Below are 18,218 nucleotides of genomic sequence, written 5' to 3' on the forward strand. Positions count from 1 at the left end.
ATGGAATTTGAATGACTTTTACAGAAAGCCTAATTGAACTGTGCTAAGTTTGTTGTATCCCCTTTGAAGGTGACTTCAAAGCTGTAGGCATAAAAAATTACTCTTTATGCATAAAAATTCGTTGCGTATTGCGTGAAAATATCGTTTACTGCGGCTGTTTTATTTCAAGCAGTTAATTGCTATTTTTTACGCCCAACTACAGGAGGCACTGGCCTAATGAGCCAATTTCAATCGATTGATGTTGCAGATTATTATGAGACGGACACTTTTAACCAGATCAAGGAGTTTGCTAAAGACAAACCAACTCCTTTCGTGGTCATAGATACCAAGATCATTGCGAAACAATACGATGATATGGTGAAAAATTTTCCTTACGCAAATGTGTATTATGCAGTTAAGGCAAATCCGGCCAAAGAAGTATTAACCCTGTTGCGCGATAAAGGCTCGAACTTTGATATCGCCTCTATTTATGAATTAGAAATGGTGACCTCAATTGGGGTTTCTACAGATAGGGTCAGCTACGGCAACACCATCAAAAAACGCGTCGATGTACGCTCTTTCTACGAGCAAGGGGTGCGTATGTTTGCCTCTGACTCAGAAGCCGATTTACGTATGATTGCCGAAGAAGCACCAGGCTCAAAGGTGTATGTGCGCATTCTTACTGAAGGCACCCACACGGCTGATTGGCCTTTGTCACGTAAGTTTGGCTGTCAAAACGAAATGGCCTATGACTTATTAGTGCTAGCCCGTGAGCTTGGCCTAGTGCCGCACGGTATTTCTTTCCATGTGGGCTCACAGCAACGTGATATCGGTGCTTGGGACTCGGCGATTGGTAAAGTTAAAGGCATTTACGAGCGTCTTAAGGAAGAGCATGGCATCACATTGAAGATGATCAATTTAGGCGGTGGCTTCCCTGCTAACTATATTGATAAAACCAATGAATTAGCAACCTATGCTGAGCAAATTACCCATTTCTTAAAAGAAGATTTCGGTGATGATTTACCAGAGATCATTCTAGAGCCAGGTCGCTCATTATTATCCAATGCCGGTGTGTTGGTGTCTGAGGTGGTATTGATTTCTCGTAAATCAAACACTGCCCTTGAACGATGGGTATTTACCGATGTAGGTAAGTTCTCTGGTTTGATTGAAACCACAGATGAAGCCATTAAGTTCCCGATTTATACCGACAGAACGGGGGAGCTAGATAAGTGCGTTATCGCAGGACCGACCTGTGACAGTGCAGATATCATGTATGAGCACTACAGCTATGGTTTGCCGGATGATCTAGCCATTGGCGATCGCATGTTCTGGTTAACTGCGGGTGCCTATACCACCACGTATTCCGCGGTGTGCTTTAACGGTTTCCCACCGCTTAAAGATTACTACTTGTAAGTGAGTTGGCAGTAAAAAAGGACGCCTTGGCGTCCTTTTTTGTTTTAGAGTGGTTTGATAAGTCTTTATTGTTTTGAGCTAACATGGTTTATTCAGAGCTTAAGTTACTTACTATGGTTTTGTAAGATGGTGAAAATTTCTTCTTTTAAGTGTAACTTTTTGGATTTAAGCACTTTTACCTCAGGGGTCAGATCGCTGCTGGAATGCTGCTCTATTTTTTTGATCTCCTCATCAAGTTGATTGTGCTCATCAAACTTTCGTAGGAAATGGGCGTCAGAGGTTTTAAGTTGGGTGATTAATTCTCTGTACTCTGGAAACATAGGTGGACTCCTTATCCTGTTATTGTCATTTTTTCTTACTACTAACCTAAGTGACCAGCAGGACAAAATCCGTGATCGAGCTCAATAATTGTCGATTTGTTATACGGATAAGGAAAAAAACATCAGTTTCATTAGTTATGACTTAATTACAGTTAATAAGTAATTAACCAACATGCTAAGATTTAGCTATTCGCGATATAACTGTGATCGAGTTAACCAAATCGGTTTCTATACTAGGTTAAAGTCATGGTAAGTAGAATTTAATATACAAAAATGAAAGGGGTTTACAAAATGTCGGATGTATTTCACTTAGGTTTGACCAAAAAAATGTTAGATGGTGCAACGTTAGCTATCGTTCCAGGTGATCCTGAACGTGTCAAACGTATTGCTGAATTAATGGACAACGCGACGTTTTTAGCTAGCCACCGTGAATACACTAGCTACTTAGCTTACATCGATGGCAAGCCAGTTGTGGTTTGTTCGACGGGTATTGGTGGTCCATCGACTTCTATTGCAGTAGAAGAGTTAGCACAACTTGGGGTGCGTACTTTCTTACGCGTTGGTACCACTGGCGCTATTCAACCACACGTTAATGTGGGGGATGTGATTGTAACTCAAGCTTCTGTACGTTTAGATGGCGCGAGCTTACATTTTGCGCCGCTTGAATTCCCTGCTGCGGCAGATTTTGAATGTACAACGGCTATGGTTGCTGCTTGTCGTGATGCAGGTCTTGAGCCGCACATAGGTATTACGGCGTCTTCAGACACTTTCTATCCAGGTCAAGAGCGTTACGACACGGTTTCTGGCCGCATCACTAGCCGCTATGTTGGTTCAATGAAAGAATGGCAGTCAATGGGTGTGCTGAACTATGAAATGGAGTCGGCAACATTATTTACTATGTGTGCCACTCAAGGCTGGAAAGCGGCTTGTGTGGCGGGTGTTATCGTAAACCGTACTCAGCAAGAAATTCCAGATGAAGCTAGCATGAAGAAAACTGAAGTCAGTGCTGTTTCAATTGTGGTTGCAGCAGCGAAGAAGTTGTTAGCGTAATTTTGCTAAAACACTGCTGAATTAATAATAAAAAAGGCGCCTTGAGCGCCTTTTTTGTCGCTAGTATTTATGAGTTAAAAGTGATATTTCGCGATAACTGAATAAGTGCTTTGGTCTATGCCATCGACACCATACTTGTTGCGCCAGTAATCATATTCAATACCCACATACAGTTTTTTGGCTCGTTTATCACCAAAAAGCGCTTTGCCTAAATCATATTTAAGCTGGGGATTAATGTGCAGGTTTTCTTCATATCCGACGTTATCAGTCGAGAATACCCAATCCACAAAACCATCGAAAACAAAATCTGCATTGCCTATGGGGAAGTCAATGCTAAAGGCGGGAGTCAGTTGCCAGCCATCACTGATGTTGCCTGTGCTAATCCCTTCGCGTTTATAGGTGTTTAGACTGAAGTAAGTAAATCCAGGGATGGCTAAGTCCAATCCAACGCCGTAGAGAAAGCTTTGCACTGGGCCTTCACCTTCTTCATAGGTGAGTGCAATAGAGACATCGGTTACTGGGCCGAACTTAAGCGCCTGGTCTGTGATTTTTCCTAGGCTGAAGCGAGGGGCTATTTCACCATAAGTGGTTGAGGTTACACCGAAATTGTCACTGTTGTAATAGGTGACATCTTGGAACATAAACCAATCACCGTATTTCCAGCCGCCAGCAGTTTCAAAGGTTAATGTGGTTTGATTATCCGAAGGGGCCAAATCGTAATTATCACCATAGAGGAAGGTACCGCTTACATCCCACCAGTGGATTAAATCGTCTGCATGGGTTGGCGCAGTTGCTGCCAATAGCATAAGTGCAAAGCATGATTTTTTCATTGTGTTACCTTAATGGGACTTGTGTCATAAGAAAAATAGTATAGCGGTTCAATTATTACCACAGGGATACGACTATTTGTTTCGGGGCGAGAAAATAACACAAATGGCGGTATTTATTGGCATATTTTTTAGGAAACAGAGTTAAGAGTAAATTAATGACATATTATGTCGATTGTTTTTTTATCTGCTGTTATAGTAAATTCTCTTATATAAGAATAAGCGGTTGATTGACAAAGGTCTTCAACTTGCAGTGGAGGAAATATGGAGTTTTCAAATCCTATTCTAATTTGGGCGTGCTTAGGTGTAGTGCTTATGCTTGCTGAAATTATTGTTCCAGGTGGCATAGTGGTTTTGCTTGGCGCCGCGAGCTTATTAGTGGCTGGCGCATTGGCAATAGGTGTGGTTGAAGGGATAGTCCAAAGCCTCACATTGTGGTTTATCTTGTCTATCGTCTTGCTACTGAGTTTTAGGCATATTACTCAGCAACTTATAGGTGGTGATTCACACCAAGATAATACCGATGAAGAGTTAGATCTTTATAATAAAATCGCCTTGGTTAAAGAGGTTATAGGTCCTGGAGAAAAGTCGGGGAGGGTGACATTTCAAGGCGCCGATTGGACTGCATTAGGAGATGGCAGCGAAATAAAAGCTGGCACTCAAGTGCGGATAATTTGCCGAGAAAATATTGCGCTTATCGTTGAGCCGTGTGCGTTTCCAGAGACAGATCCAGTTTCATCTTAAAGGGAGTTAGTTATGTTATTGTTCACTATAGGTTTTTTATTATTTTTATTTGTGCTCTATAAGTTGATGCTTATAGTGCCGATGCGAGAAGTGCATGTCATTGAGCGTTTAGGTAAGTTTTTAACTGTGCTTAAGCCTGGGTTTCATTTTCTAGTGCCTTTTGTCGACAGGGTGGCTTATCGCCATGATACCCGTGAAGAAGTATTAGATGTACCGCCCCAAAGTTGTATCTCAAAAGATAATACCCAATTAGAAGTCGATGGTTTGGTTTACTTAAAAGTGATGGACGGTAAGCTTGCAAGCTATGGCATTGAAAATTATAGAAGAGCTGCAGTTAATTTAGCGCAGACAACTATGCGTTCTGAAATCGGCAAACTAAGTCTATCGCAGACCTTTTCTGAGCGTGACAGTTTGAATGAATCTATAGTGAGAGAAATTGATAAAGCTTCAGATCCTTGGGGGATCAAAGTGCTGCGCTATGAAATAAAAAACATTACCCCGTCCAGCAAAGTCATTCACACCTTAGAGAAGCAAATGGAGGCTGAACGCCGTAAGCGCGCTGAGATTACCTTAGCTAACGCCGAAAAAGCAGCGATGATTAATATGTCAGAAGGTGAGCGCCAAGAAGCGATCAATCTATCTGAAGGTCAGAAGCAAAAACGCATCAATGAGGCTCTAGGTAAAGGGCGAGAAATCTCCATTATTGCGAAAGCGAAAGCGGAAGGGATGGAGATGATCTGTAATGCCTTAGAGGTTAACGGCGGTAATGATGCGATGAATATGCTATTAAAAGAGCAATTTATCGGTCAAGTTGGCAGCATTTTATCGGAAGCGCAGGTCTCTGTGGTGCCGGCTGAAATGGCTAAACTTGAAGGCTTTTTTGAAGGCATGGATCAAGTTACCAATACTATTGCAGCTAAAGATAACCATAAAGCCACAGGCCAAGGAGCATAATTATGGAAGAATTAATGGGTTCAGGTCTGATGCAGACTAATTTTGTGGTGATGATTATTTGGGGTGTTATTTTTGCTATTTTCATTCTTAAATTATTTCAATCTATCCGTTTGGTGCCTACAAAATCTGCGTATATAGTTGAACGTTTAGGCAAATATCACAGTACCTTAGATGCAGGCTTTCACGCGCTTATTCCTTTTATCGATAAAGTGGCCTATGTCCACGATTTAAAAGAAGAAACCATAGATGTGCCGCCGCAGGAGTGCTTCTCGAGTGATGAAGTGAACGTGGAGGTTGATGGGGTGATCTATATTTCGGTTACCGATCCGGTCAAGGCAAGCTATGGGATCACTAATTATCGTTATGCTGCTATTCAATTGGCGCAAACCACCACACGCTCTGTTATAGGTACCTTAGATCTGGACCGTACTTTTGAAGAACGCGATCTTATTTCTGCCAAGGTAGTTGAGGTGCTAGATGAGGCGGGTTCCACTTGGGGGATCCGAGTGCATCGCTATGAAATAAAAAATATCACACCGCCAGAGACAGTTAAAAATGCCATGGAAATGCAGGTCAATGCTGAACGTGAGCGCCGAGCATTATTGGCCAAGAGTGAAGGTGATAAGCAAAGTAAAATTAACCGCTCTGAAGGTGTGATGGCCGAAACCATTAACCGCTCAGAAGGTGAAATGCAGCGCAGGATCAATGAGGCTGAAGGTAAGTCTGAGGAAATCTTAACCTTGGCCAAAGCGACTTCAGAGTCTATTGAGCGTCTTGCAAGTGTTATTGCCTCTCCTGGTGGTCAGAGCGCACTGCGGATGCAATTAGGCGAACAATACTTAAAGCAGCTTGAAGGCTTGAGTAAGAAAGATACCCGTGTGGTGCTGCCGGGTAATATGGTTGATTTTGACTATTGGCTGCAAAGCATAGGTCTTAAAGAAGATAAGTAATCCTTTTAAAATACCATTAGCTTAAAAACAAAAAGGACCTGAAATCAGGTCCTTTTTTTGAGGATAATGGTAAATTTATGAGATTACTCTGTGATTTCGCTACGCAGATATTTGAAAATTTCCCTTGATGACTTAGAGTCTGGGCCTTTAGCGAGTTCTTTGTTCGCTTGTCTTACAAGCTGGCGTAGCTTTTGTCTATCAAGCTGGGGGTGCTGCTCAATTAGGGTACTGATTTCGTCATCGCCTAAACTCAGTAAGCGTTCACGCATTTTTTCAAAAATGTGTATTTGAGCGCTTTCATTATTGTTCTTGTTAAGAATTTTATCTAATGTTGCTTCAATTGGCTCAGGATCAAAACCACGCATCAGCTTGCCTATGTACTGTAGATGACGGCGGTAGGCTTCAGTTTTTGTTTTGATATTCTTAGAGTGCAAAATAGCGTCATAGAGGAATTCATCTAATTCCATCTTTGCCAATTGCGACTTACTTAGATCAACTAAACGCATACCTAGTTTTTGTGCGGCTTCGCTTTCTACTTTTTGTCCCGTACGGCTGACGTAATCGTCATCATTGTCATAGGGTTGTTGAAAGTGTTCTGAATCGCCAACGATTTTCATAATCATAAACCTCAAATAAATATCTGCCAATAGTATCACTTATCAGGATCTGCAAGCCAGATAATATACTGACTATTCGCCATAGATTATGGGCGCCAAAGGGCCATTTTACTGAGAATTGCGATAGGCGTTTTGGGGGATTTAAAGACGTAAATTTGGCCTGTATAACCTTGAGGCATTAAGTTTGCGATGAATGCTGATGCTGGAGTTATCAATCATATATTGAATTTGCTATGCTAGTGAAAAGTCGACTTAAATTAAAGAGTAACTACGTGTCATCACCTAACATAGATATTGAATTGAATGCCCTTAAAGAAGCGGTTTCAGTGGCTTTGGCGCATGCGAAAAAATTAGGCTCAAGCGCCGCTGAAGTGGCCATTAGCAAGCAGCAGGGGTTATCTGTATCAACTCGTACTCAAGAAGTTGAAACCGTAGAGTTTAATAAAGATGGTGCCTTAGGTATCACTGTCTATCGTGGTGGCTGTAAAGGCAGTTCTTCAACTTCTGATCTTAGTCCTAATGCTATTGCAGAAGCAGTGAAAGCGGCTGATGACATCGCCCGCTATACGTCAGAAGACGCGTTCAGCGGTCTGGCCGATATTGCTTTAATGGCTAAGGATATCCGTGATTTACAGCTGTATCACCCTCAAGATATTAGTGCCGAAGAACTTGCTGATTTAGCCATTAGGGCCGAAAAAGCGGGTGTGGATGCTGATACTCGTATTAAGCATTCTGATGGTGCCACAGCCAATGCCCATACTTCGGCTAAAGTTTATGGTAATAGCCACGGCTTTTTACAAGGTTATTGCAGTTCACGTTACAGCTTAAGTAGTGTGGTGATAGGCGAAGAATCTGACGGTAATATGCAGCGTGATTATGACTATACCGTGTCGCGTAAATTTGCGGATTTACTGAGCCCTGAAGAAGTGGGTGCTAAAGCCGCCGAGAAAACTTTGAGTCGCTTAGATGCTAGAAAAATAGCAACAGCTAAGTTGCCAGTATTGTTTGCGCCTGAGATAGCCACAGGGCTAATGGGGCATTTAATTGGCGCGATTAGCGGCGGCAGTTTATATCGCAAATCAAGCTTTTTACTGGATTCATTGCACAGCCAAATTTTTCCTGACTGGTTTAGTATTGAAGAGCAGCCCCACTTACTGTCTGGCTTGGCAAGCGCCAACTACGACAGTGAAGGAGTGGCAACTCAAGACCGACGCATCGTTGATCGCGGCCAGTTGGAAACTTATTTACTCACTAGTTATTCGGCTAGAAAGCTTGGTATGACAAATACCGGTCATGCGGGCGGCATTTATAATTGGACCCTGAGTCATACTAATCAAACCTTTGCTGAGTTGATAAAAACCATGGATAAGGGCTTAATTGTCACTGAAGTCATGGGCCAAGGCGTTAACGGTGTGACGGGGGATTATTCACGCGGCGCGGCAGGCTTTTATGTGGAAAATGGCGTGATTCAATATCCAGTTGAAGAAATCACCATAGCGGGTAATTTAAAAGACATGTTTATGGGTATTCAGGGAGTGGCCATGGATAGAGATCTACGCTCATCTATTCGCACAGGTGGTATTTTGCTAAGCGAAATGAAGATTGCGGGTAATTAATACCAATCCGCATAAATATGTGCTCATTCAGCGAGTGTTATAAGGGAGGGGAGGCAAGGCGCCCGATGGAAGGCCTATCGGGATAAGTCGACATCGGGCAACACAGCATACCCCCCTTATAAACTCGCCCTGCGGGAGCTTGTCAGCAGGGCGACTACTGCGCCAAATTGTCTCGCCATAGCACCACTATGACGTCACCAATTTGGCTGGTTTTCGAACCGCTGACAGAGCTCTGAACTGATCAGATATTTATAAGGATTGGTATAACATGGCTAAACTTAGCTGCTGAATGTCGCGGTAATAAAAAATGCCTAAGCAAAGCTTAGGCATTTTTTTGCGGGTAATTAAGCGCGGGATTAATCAATTTCGCGCTTAAAGTCCGTTTTTGTAGTGTGGTAATTGGCAAGTATTTTACCAAGCTTTTCAGATGCTTGAGATAAATCCTTGACGCCATGTGACGATTGTTTTGCTAGATCGCGTATGGTGTTTGATTTTGAGCGGATCTCACTTAATTCAGATGAGATCTCATTAGCAACTGTGCTCTGCTCTTCCGCTGAAGCCGCAATTTGGAAGCTCATGTCGATAATAGATTGTGACGATTGCGTAATCGAATTCACATCCGTACCTATGTTGGAGATAAGCTCACGACTTGATTGGGCTTGTTTCACGGTATTTTGAGTAATACTTGAAATGTTGCTGGTTTCTGATTGCAGGTTGGCAATCATAGCCTGAATTTCTACTGTGGCTGACTGAGTGCGGCTTGCTAAGGTTCTTACTTCATCGGCAACCACGGCAAAACCACGGCCCATTTCACCAGCTCGAGCGGCCTCAATGGCAGCGTTCAGCGCCAGTAAATTAGTTTGCTCAGAAATAGAGTTAATGGTGGTGATTACATCATTAATCTTGGTGGCGTTTAATTGTAAGGTGGTGACTGAGTCTGATGTTTGCTCAATATAGTTAGACAGCTGCTGAATTTCACTTATTGCTTTCTGAACGCGGCTATAACTTTGCTTAATGTATTCAGAATCTTGTTCAACTTGTTGTGATGCTTTCTGTGAAATACCAGACACCACCAACGAAGAGGCTGTCATCTGCTCCATTGCAGTCGCTACAGAGTCTAATGAGGCATACTGTGAATCAATTTGCTCCTCGCTCTGACGCGCCTCATTAGCAAATGATGTCGATGTGGTGTGTAAGGTCTTAGCACTGCCTTTAACTGTGATTACCAGTTCCGTTAGCGTATCCATAGCTTTGTCTAAAGCGCAGCCAATGGTACCGAACTCATCACGACCTGGGTGGAAACCTAAACGTGAACTTAAGTCGCCTTTGGCAATCTTTTCTGTGGTATCCCACAGTACCCACAAAGCACCACCTAGAAAGGTTGCTACCCAATAAAGCACTAACGAAAAAGGCAATATCCATAGGAAAGATAGCAATAAGGAAAAGAGCGCATCTTGCTTGGCATCGGCTTCTGTACTTGGTGCCCCTTGAGTTTGAGAGACATATTCTTGAGCACTGGTTTTTGCAACCGCCGTAATGGTATCTCTTTGTCTGCTGGAGATAGTTGCAGAAGTCGTATTAATTCCCAGCTGAGAAAATTTATCGGTTTGCCCTGTGGTCTCTAGCGCCTGCACCATGCCAGACAACTGTGATTCTAATGCAACTACAGATTGCTGCTCTATCTGATTGATAGAGTACTGATAACGGCCTAGGGATAATGTCAGTAAAACGACAATAAATAGACTGAATATCGACCAGAATTTATCATTGATTGACATTTTAATGAACAATCTATCAATTGTTCTAAAATCTACTTCCTTCATAATTTCTCCAAAATGGGCAAGCAAGGAATCATTTTTTGCAATAGTAAATTAATTTAATCTAATTTGACACACAAGGTCATTAACTTGTTATCTAAATTGTGCGCTAGCTTGTATCTATTTTCGGCCAGTTTGCGCTTTAGTTTAATCTGTTTTACATAAAATTCTAATATTTATCATTATTGTGACATTGTTTGATGGGTAACTTAATTTATTGGTTTAACTGTAGGTTTGATTTAGTTGCCGTCACTGCTAAACAAACCCTTAAAGTGAAGGGCGACATTCTGGAGTGAAACCTGTTATCTAGCGTGCTTAAGCGATGCTAGCACCGCTTTATACTGGCATATGAGTGAGATGATAATTGATGACTCTGCTCAAGCAGACTCAGATTGTTGCAGTTTGTCGTTGTGGGAGTGCGGCTCGCTTTTTCCTGAGGATATACATACAAGTGCCCGTTAGTGCCAATATTAAGGGCATCAAGCCAACAATACACCAAAGAATACGGGTTAGCATGCCGCCGAAGTAGCCGAAGTGAAGTTTGCGAAAACTGTCTAAAAATACCATTAACATGTCAGCCTCACGAATATCTTGCGAGTAGATAAGTTTGCCAGTGAGTTTATCAAAACCCACAGTGCTGGCGTATTCACTATGCAGTGGGTTGCTAGTGTCAACGTCACCATAAAAGACAATATCTAAATCTGCTTCATGGGGCATGGCAAGGTAGCCGGCTTTAAAACTCGGAATGTGAGTCTCAGCTTGGCTCTTGAGTGCCTCAAAAGAAATCTGCGCCGCATGTAATGGCTGTTCAATGAACACATGTCCATCCCCAGAGTGTTCATCGACTTCATGTAAAATACTCGCTATGTTCCAGTAGGCCCCAGTCGCAGCGATGATGATTAACATAGGTGAGCTGGTGATACCGGTAAATTTATGAATATCGCTGAACAATATGCGTTTGGCAGCGGTGAGCCTAAGGGTGAATAACTTTGCCCAAAATCTACGATAGAGGATGATGCCGCTTACTCCTAAAAAAACCATGACTAAAGCCAGTACAAAGCCAAAACTGGTGCCCGTTATATGAAGTAAAAAGGTGTAATGCAGTTCAAGTAGCCAATCTGTCAGATAATGTCCCATTATGTGTGGTTGGGATAATGTTTCACCGGTATATTGATTAATATAAACTTTGTACCAGTCTTGGGTGCCACGTTTAATTAAGTACGCCGCATCTGAGCGGCTTTGGTTGTCAAATAGCTCCCAGCCGCCAAGTTCAAACTCGGTGTTTTTTTTAAGTACAGTGCCCATCATGGTGTCTAGGCTGACTCGCGTTGTATCTGCTGCGGTGTTAACTAACATGTGCGCAGGTCTTAGCAGGCTATCTAGCTCAACTTTAAATACTAAAATGCTGCCAGTGATTGAGATGATCAATAATGGCAGCAGGGTGATAAGGGCAGTGTAGGAGTGCCATTTAAATAATTTTTTTCTCATGCTAATGCCTTAGTGCCTTAGTGCCTTAGTGCCTTGGTGCTTAGGTTTTACTATGTGTTAGGGTGCAAAATGCCCTCAAGCTAAACTTGAGGGCAGGTAGAGTGATGTCAATAATTACATTTTCCAGCTTAACGTTGCGCCGTAATTTGCGGGAGCACCGTAATAACCTTGGGCCCAATAGAGGCTATTAATGTATTTCTCATCGGTGACATTTTTAGCATGTAAGGCCAGAGTTAGATTGTCATTGAACTGGTATTTAGCCATTAAATCGATGACTGCATAGGCTTCTTGGGTGGTGATAATTTTCTCTCCCGCATTATTAAAGCCCGTGGCGACTACGCCTTGTTCGCGATAAATATCATCTTGCCAGCGTGCATTCATACCAAGGCTTAAACCGTCGATGCTGCTAAATTCATAAGTTGCGGCTAATTTAAGAATTTTACTTGGGGTATAGGCTGATACTTGATCGTCACCTGTGATAGTAAAGTCGGTATAACCTATGCTGGCATTAAGGCCTGGGTAGATTTCGCCGGCAATATCAAGCTCAATACCATGGCTGTGGATCCCGTCAATACCGATATAGCGCTGCTCAGTAGGAGGTAGTTGTGCGGTTATTGGATCGGGTTTTGCCAAGTTAGTTTGTTTTACATCGAAATAGGCAAGGCTGGCTATCAAGTTGCCATTAAAAAGTTCGCTTTTAAGGCCGATTTCACGGCTTTCTCCAGTGACTGGATCGAGTATGCGATTGTTAATGTCTAACTCTTTTTGCACCATGTAGGTTTCAGTGTAACTGGTGTAAGCCACTAACTCTGGTAATAAGCGATAAACGACACCGGCAAAAGGAATGAACTCGCCATCCTCGGCATCTTGCTTGGTTTCGTAGCTAATGCCTCGTTGCTGCCAATCGTTATAACGTCCGCCCAACATTAGATGTAAATCGTCAATTAAATTGAAACGACCCGTAAAGTAAGCAGCTTGCTGCTCGCGGCTAACATCACTGCCGCGGAGCTTATCTTTGAATGTTGGCTTGGGCGTGTTGCCATTCCAGCTGTTGAGATCTGGCATGGCTGGAAAGCCATTGCCTGTGGTGTAGTCATAAAGTGAGCTGTCTGTATAGCTCATTTTTGAATGATTGAGTCCAAATACCAGTTGGTGATCTCGGCCAAAGAGACTGATGTCGCCATTGATATACACATCAAATAAATCATGCTTATCATCAAGGTCGTACTCACTGCCATAACCGATTAACCCAAGTCCCGTCATTTTATCTGGAGTGCCAAAGACATAGAATAATTCAGTATCTTCATCTGTGGTTTTGTGCGAGTAGGTCGCGCGTAATCGCCAATTATCATTAAAAAAATGACTTAGCTCTAGCACAGTATTGTTTTTCACAACTTGCCAGTTTGACCAATTCGCAGAGGTGTTGGCTGATCTGGCGTAATCGGTTGCGCTACCGTCGGTGTAAAATAGCGGCAGTGCGCCCCAGTTGTTACCTTTAGCGTCATTATTGAGGTAGCTATGGCTCAATGACACATTGGTGTCATCTGTTAAGTTGGTTTCTAAAAACAGATAAAAAACATTTTTATCTGTCTGGTATCTGTCTAAATAAGAGTCTTTAGTTTGGTTGGCGGCTACCGCTCTGACTGCAAAAGTGTCATTAAGGCGTGCTGAACCGTCGGCTTCTAAACGCACGTCATTAAAACTGCCATAGCTTGTGCTTAATGACAGCATGTTATCAGCGGTGGGGCGTTTACGGATAAAGTTAACCGTTGCAGACGGATTGCCAACTCCTGTCATCAAACCGTTAGCGCCGCGAATGACTTCAATTCTGTCATAAATTGCAGTGTCTTCATCTGAGTGGTTACTGCCTGAGGTTAAAGGTAAGCCAATACCATCAATCTGAAAGTTGGTAATATCAAACCCACGGGCAGTATAGTAAGTTCTGTCAGTTTCAATACGCTCTACGTTAACACCCGTTGCCGTGTCTAATGCGCTGTTAATATCATTGATTTGAAAGTCATCGAGCTGGGCGCTGGTGATTACCGACACAGATTGGGGGATGTCGCTAATGGCTAAATCTAATCGAGAGGCACCGCTGACAGAGTGTGGGTTATAGCCTTGAATATAACGACCTGTGACTTCAATTTTTTCGATATTTTCATTGTTTTCTGGTGAGACGGCTTGCTCGGCGGTGGCATGGCTAGAGAGGCCGATGCTAGTTATTACGGCGAGGTAAATGGGTGTTAGTTTCATAGTGTCATCATCTTCAGCGAGTTATGAACTGTCCTTGTTCTTTGGTTTATGGATCTTGAAGTTAATAGGCCTTCAGGTTAAATTTCGCTCAAGCACGGTATAGCAAATCAAGCTGATAGTAAATGCAAATCATTGTCATTTACATTCTTTATGTTTATGTTAACAACAATTAGACGCTGTGAATAAACAACAAAAAAGGCGCCTAGGGCGCCTTAAATAAGGTAGAGGGCTGTGTTTCGTGCTGCTTTAGTCAATCAAATCATATTGTTCACGTAATATTTTGATGATGTCGGCTTTAGGGTTAGTTGCTAGGGTGATCGTTTTGCCTGTGACTTTTTCTGCCACCCCAGTATAAGTGCGGGACACGTCCATCATGGCCACTAACGGTAGGGCATTATCTCGGGCTAGGGCCTCACGCTCTGGCATCCTATCTTTGTTAAGCAATACATCGCCATCGGCAACATGAGTTAATAAAAATTGCCGGAAGCCTTCCTTAGAGTTTTCAAGTATCTTTCCATCTCTATAGGCCTGCCCATCCCAAATACGTGATGAATCTGGAGTACCCACTTCATCCATGTAAATGAGCTTAGACTGGCCGTCTTTATCTGTGACGTAACCAAACTCAAACTTAGTATCGACAAACACTTGATCTAATTTTTCCAGTGCATCGCTAATCACTTTAAAGCCGTCTTTAAGAAGTTTTTCATAGAGGTCGATATCTGCAAGTGATTCAAAACCAAAAGCTTGATAGTTAGCTTCAATATCTTGGCGACTGATATTGACATCATCTTGTGCAGGCACCCCGGGAATACCGGTTAAAATCCCTTTGGTTGATGGCGTGATGATAAGTTCTGGCAGTTTTTGATCTTTTTTGAGCCCTTCAGGCAGAGTGATGCCGCAAAACTCGCGCTCGCCTTTAGCATAGGCGCGCCACATTGAACCGGTAATGTACTGACGGCAAATAGCTTCGACTTTAATGGGGCGAGCTTTTTGCACTATCCACACAAAAGGATGGGGAATATCTAGGATGTGGCTATCGGCTAAGCCTTGCTCGGCAAACAGTTTAAACCAATGATTAGAAATGGCATTCAATGCCGCGCCTTTTCCCGGAATACCCAGTAAGCCGCCTTCGCCGTGAAAAATACAATCGAAGGCTGAAATTCTGTCGCTAATTACCATGATAGCAAGGGGAGTATTTGGGGGAACTTGGTAGCCTTTTTGCTTAATCAAACGGCGACTATCTGACTCAGTTAACCAGTAAACGCTGCGTACTTTTCCACTATGGACAGGCTTTTGAGTACGTATGGGTAAATCGTTGTTAATGGCTAAGACAGAATCGGCAAGACTCATAACGAGGATCCCTTTAGAATAATTTAAGTGGTATAAGCAGGATTAATACTATTGCTATAACTGGGCTATTTTAGCCTGAACGGTGGATTTATTCATCGGCTAAGTTGGACTCTGAGGCGTAAAGTCTTATCGCAAAAAAGACCAGTTAGTGAATTTACATCTGTGGCTATCTGTGGGAGTCGATGTTATTTACTCTTCATTCCAACGGAGGGGGAATGTTGATATTAGCCACAGTGCTTAGTTTTTATTCAGTACAATATCAACTGTATTTAAGCTCAACATAGCTGCGCGATTATTGAGGTTGCTAGATAAGTTATTGGATCCGACCATCAACGATATTAACGCTTATTTTACTGTACCTTAGATACCGTACTTTGGCAGGCAAATTTTTATTTGAAGACTACACTTAAGCGACCTTAGACTTCATAAAAAAATAAGAATGACCAAACTTGCCTTAATATTGATGGGATTTAGCTTAGCAGCCTTGTTTATCTACCAAAGTGTATTTGCAACAGCGAGTTACCCAGAGATCGCGCCGACCTACCGCATTGCTGTCTCACATACGCCGTTATCGGCGCCATTTTTTGTGGCTCAGCAACATGGGCTCTTCAAAAAGTTTGGCTTAAACATTGAGCTTCAAATTCTCAGTGGTGGAGTTAAGTGTTTTGAGCAGATGGCTGCGGGTGATGCTGAGTTTGCTACTGTTTCTGAAACAGTAGTGATGTTTAACAGTTTTTTTAGGGATGACTTTTCGGTATTGGCAAGTTTTGTTGAGTCAGATAATGACTTAAAACTCCTTAGTTTAACTCCTGAAAAATACCTTAATGTTGCCGATCTCGAAGGTGTAAGAGTTGGGATGATTAAAGGTAGCGCGAGTGAGTTTTTTGTCGATAACACTCTGATATTAAATTCAAAAAATTTAGATTTTATTGATAGGGTTTATTTTGGTGCACATGAATTAGTGCCGAATTTATTAGCGGGTAAAGTCGATATTATTTCGGCTTGGGAGCCTTTAGGCTATCAAGTATCTCAAATCGCAGCAGGAGCTTCTCAGATACTGAGTACTAAGGGATTATATAGCCTTTCATTTAATCTTATTGCCAAAAAAAGCCGAGATCTGAAGCAAAATGAAGTCAATGTAAGGATCTTGCTGGCATTAAGTGAAGCTATTGAACTTATCAATGAAGCGCCATTACAGCATCAGCAAGAAGTGAGTCAGTTGCTTAAAGTCTCACTGTCGCAACTTAGTTACTCATGGGGGGACTATACATTTCGTCTATCACTAGGTAATGCCTTGGTGTCTAATTTACAAACCCAAGCACAGTGGGCAGTGGAGAGTCGCCTCGTGCCTGGGGATATTTTGGTAGACTTTCGTGATGTTATCGATACTCAAGCATTTGAAGACATAAGCACTCAAAGAGGGGGCTGGTGAGTCTATGATGATTTCATTGAGGCTACAGCTGACGGTTTACTTGTGTGCTCTAATCATTTTTGGCATAGGGTCATCCTTGTATAAGGCTTATTCTTACCAAGAATTTATTTATAATCAGCTTGATCAGGTGATGAGGATCCAACTGAATATAGATAATTTAAGGAGCCAGTTGTGGATATATCAAGAATATTCTGATGAGTTAAGCCTTAAGGTGCTAAATAGTCGACAAGCAAACTTAGCTCGAGAGTTACAAGCTCCCATGGATTGGGATAGCAAGCAGAAAAGATTGCTAAATAATCTCAACCGACTTAATACCAACACCCGTGCATTGATCAATACCCAGTTGCCTGTTACTGCTGCCACCTCAACTCCGCCATTATTAGCTGCCTCAGCAGTAAATACCCCGCCTCCAATGTTAGATAAATCTGCAGTAGCTCAGTCAATGAGTGGAGGAGTAACCTTAAAAAAGGAGGTTTTAGCCACTACAGCTAGCTTATTGCAAGCAAGATACAACATGATTATTCAGGAAATGACCGAAGATGTATTTACTTTGCATCACATGTCAATTCAGCGCGCTAAGCATATTCAGCGAAATTTAATTTATGTTACAGGGGTTTGTTTGTTATTGCTGACATTGCTGGTAACCATTTTTTCATACCTGACCCTTGGCCGTTTTAAAAGTGCCATTCATTCGTTAGTCACTGGGGTTAAGCTATTGGCAAAAGGAGATTTGAACAGCAAAATTGAAGTCAATAATCAGGATGAGTTCTCTTGCCTTGCCCAAGATTTCAATGATATGAAAGCTTCTCTTAAAGGCATGACTATCAAGAAGGAGGAGCTGAAGCGCGAGGTAGAGAAGCAGACGGGAATTCTTACTGAACAAAAGCTAAAACTTAAGTTTTTAGCAGAACATGATGAGTTGACTGGTATTTTTAATCGCCGTGCATTAATTAAGCAAGTTGATATCGCCATCGCCCGCGCTATACGATCCCATAGTCAAGCAGCATTACTGTTTATAGACCTTAATGACTTTAAAATCATTAATGACACATTAGGCCACGCAGTGGGGGACAAAGTGATCATGACCATAGCTAAGCGTATACATAATAGTCTGCGTAATACTGATATTGTGGGGCGTTTAGGGGGTGATGAATTTGTTATTTGGCTTGATGTTATTACTCAGCGGCAAGATGTAGTCAATAAAATCCTGCAATTAAAAGCACTGATAAGTGAGCCTATAACGGTGGAAGAGCACCAGTTGACTGTCGGTGCTAGTTTTGGTGTTAGCTTATTACCCACTGACGGTAACACTAGTGGTTTATTGTTAAGGGCCGCAGATACGGCCATGTATCATGCCAAAGAGCACTCGAAGACAGGTTATCACTTCTTCGAAGATATGGAGTAAATG

Annotated in this window: 15 protein-coding genes; 8 read left to right on the forward strand and 7 right to left on the reverse strand. The window is 42.3% G+C overall.

Annotated features, from left to right (window positions below; translation table 11 throughout):
• Positions 1–216 precede the first annotated feature (216 nt).
• Positions 217–1,392: a type III PLP-dependent enzyme gene (locus H5073_RS06585; protein ID WP_182678159.1), complete on the forward strand. Its 1,176-nt coding sequence runs from the start codon at positions 217–219 to the stop codon at positions 1,390–1,392.
• 104 nt (positions 1,393–1,496) lie between these two features.
• Here H5073_RS06585 and H5073_RS06590 read toward each other — a convergent pair whose 3' ends face one another.
• Positions 1,497–1,712 (reverse strand): YdcH family protein, encoded by a 216-nt coding sequence (locus H5073_RS06590; RefSeq protein WP_182678160.1) that lies wholly within the window; start codon positions 1,710–1,712, stop codon positions 1,497–1,499.
• A gap of 291 nt (positions 1,713–2,003) precedes the next feature.
• On the opposite strand from H5073_RS06590, the gene udp reads away from it, so the two are divergent.
• Positions 2,004–2,762, forward strand: coding sequence for a uridine phosphorylase (udp, locus tag H5073_RS06595; protein WP_182678162.1), 759 nt, complete (start codon positions 2,004–2,006; stop codon positions 2,760–2,762).
• Positions 2,763–2,836: 74 nt separating this feature from the next.
• On the opposite strand, the gene H5073_RS06600 is transcribed toward udp, so the two are convergent.
• Positions 2,837–3,592, reverse strand: a complete 756-nt coding sequence (locus H5073_RS06600; protein ID WP_182678163.1) for an outer membrane protein OmpK — start codon at positions 3,590–3,592, stop codon at positions 2,837–2,839.
• A 261-nt stretch (positions 3,593–3,853) separates the two neighbouring features.
• On the opposite strand from H5073_RS06600, the gene H5073_RS06605 reads away from it, so the two are divergent.
• The 3 genes from H5073_RS06605 to H5073_RS06615 are packed head-to-tail and all read left to right on the forward strand — an operon-like array spanning position 3,854 to position 6,237.
• Complete coding sequence (locus tag H5073_RS06605; protein ID WP_182678165.1) at positions 3,854–4,333, forward strand: NfeD family protein; 480 nt, start codon at positions 3,854–3,856, stop codon at positions 4,331–4,333.
• A 12-nt stretch (positions 4,334–4,345) separates the two neighbouring features.
• A complete protein-coding gene (locus H5073_RS06610; protein WP_182678167.1) occupies positions 4,346–5,287 on the forward strand; it encodes a slipin family protein in 942 nt (313 codons plus the stop codon).
• Positions 5,288–5,289: 2 nt separating this feature from the next.
• Positions 5,290–6,237, forward strand: a complete 948-nt coding sequence (locus tag H5073_RS06615) for an SPFH domain-containing protein (RefSeq protein ID WP_182678169.1) — start codon at positions 5,290–5,292, stop codon at positions 6,235–6,237.
• A gap of 83 nt (positions 6,238–6,320) precedes the next feature.
• Here the strand turns inward: H5073_RS06615 and yjgA are convergent, their stop codons facing one another.
• Positions 6,321–6,854: a ribosome biogenesis factor YjgA gene (gene yjgA, locus H5073_RS06620; RefSeq protein ID WP_182678171.1), complete on the reverse strand. Its 534-nt coding sequence runs from the start codon at positions 6,852–6,854 to the stop codon at positions 6,321–6,323.
• Between the two features lie 272 nt (positions 6,855–7,126).
• Here yjgA and pmbA point away from each other — a divergent pair, with 272 nt between their 5' ends.
• Entirely contained in the window at positions 7,127–8,470 is a 1,344-nt protein-coding gene (gene pmbA, locus H5073_RS06625; RefSeq protein WP_182678173.1) for a metalloprotease PmbA, read from the forward strand.
• A gap of 356 nt (positions 8,471–8,826) precedes the next feature.
• On the opposite strand, the gene H5073_RS06630 is transcribed toward pmbA, so the two are convergent.
• The 4 genes from H5073_RS06630 to H5073_RS06645 form a co-directional block, all read right to left on the reverse strand.
• Positions 8,827–10,293, reverse strand: coding sequence for a methyl-accepting chemotaxis protein (locus H5073_RS06630; RefSeq protein WP_182678175.1), 1,467 nt, complete (start codon positions 10,291–10,293; stop codon positions 8,827–8,829).
• Positions 10,294–10,674: 381 nt separating this feature from the next.
• Complete coding sequence (locus H5073_RS06635; RefSeq protein ID WP_182678177.1) at positions 10,675–11,775, reverse strand: PepSY domain-containing protein; 1,101 nt, start codon at positions 11,773–11,775, stop codon at positions 10,675–10,677.
• A 114-nt stretch (positions 11,776–11,889) separates the two neighbouring features.
• Complete coding sequence (locus H5073_RS06640) at positions 11,890–14,028, reverse strand: TonB-dependent siderophore receptor (RefSeq protein WP_182678179.1); 2,139 nt, start codon at positions 14,026–14,028, stop codon at positions 11,890–11,892.
• Positions 14,029–14,274: 246 nt separating this feature from the next.
• Positions 14,275–15,378 (reverse strand): phosphoribosylaminoimidazolesuccinocarboxamide synthase, encoded by a 1,104-nt coding sequence (locus tag H5073_RS06645; RefSeq protein ID WP_182678181.1) that lies wholly within the window; start codon positions 15,376–15,378, stop codon positions 14,275–14,277.
• Between the two features lie 439 nt (positions 15,379–15,817).
• On the opposite strand from H5073_RS06645, the gene H5073_RS06650 reads away from it, so the two are divergent.
• Together H5073_RS06650 and H5073_RS06655 are read left to right on the forward strand one after the other, a co-directional pair.
• Positions 15,818–16,810 carry an ABC transporter substrate-binding protein gene (locus tag H5073_RS06650; protein ID WP_182678183.1) on the forward strand — a complete coding sequence of 331 codons (993 nt, stop codon included), beginning with the start codon at positions 15,818–15,820 and terminating at the stop codon, positions 16,808–16,810.
• 4 nt (positions 16,811–16,814) lie between these two features.
• Positions 16,815–18,215: a diguanylate cyclase domain-containing protein gene (locus H5073_RS06655; protein ID WP_182678185.1), complete on the forward strand. Its 1,401-nt coding sequence runs from the start codon at positions 16,815–16,817 to the stop codon at positions 18,213–18,215.
• The last annotated feature ends 3 nt before the right edge of the window (positions 18,216–18,218 follow it).

The sequence above is a fragment of the Shewanella sp. SR44-3 genome, assembly GCF_014163735.1.
Lineage (GTDB): Bacteria > Pseudomonadota > Gammaproteobacteria > Enterobacterales > Shewanellaceae > Shewanella.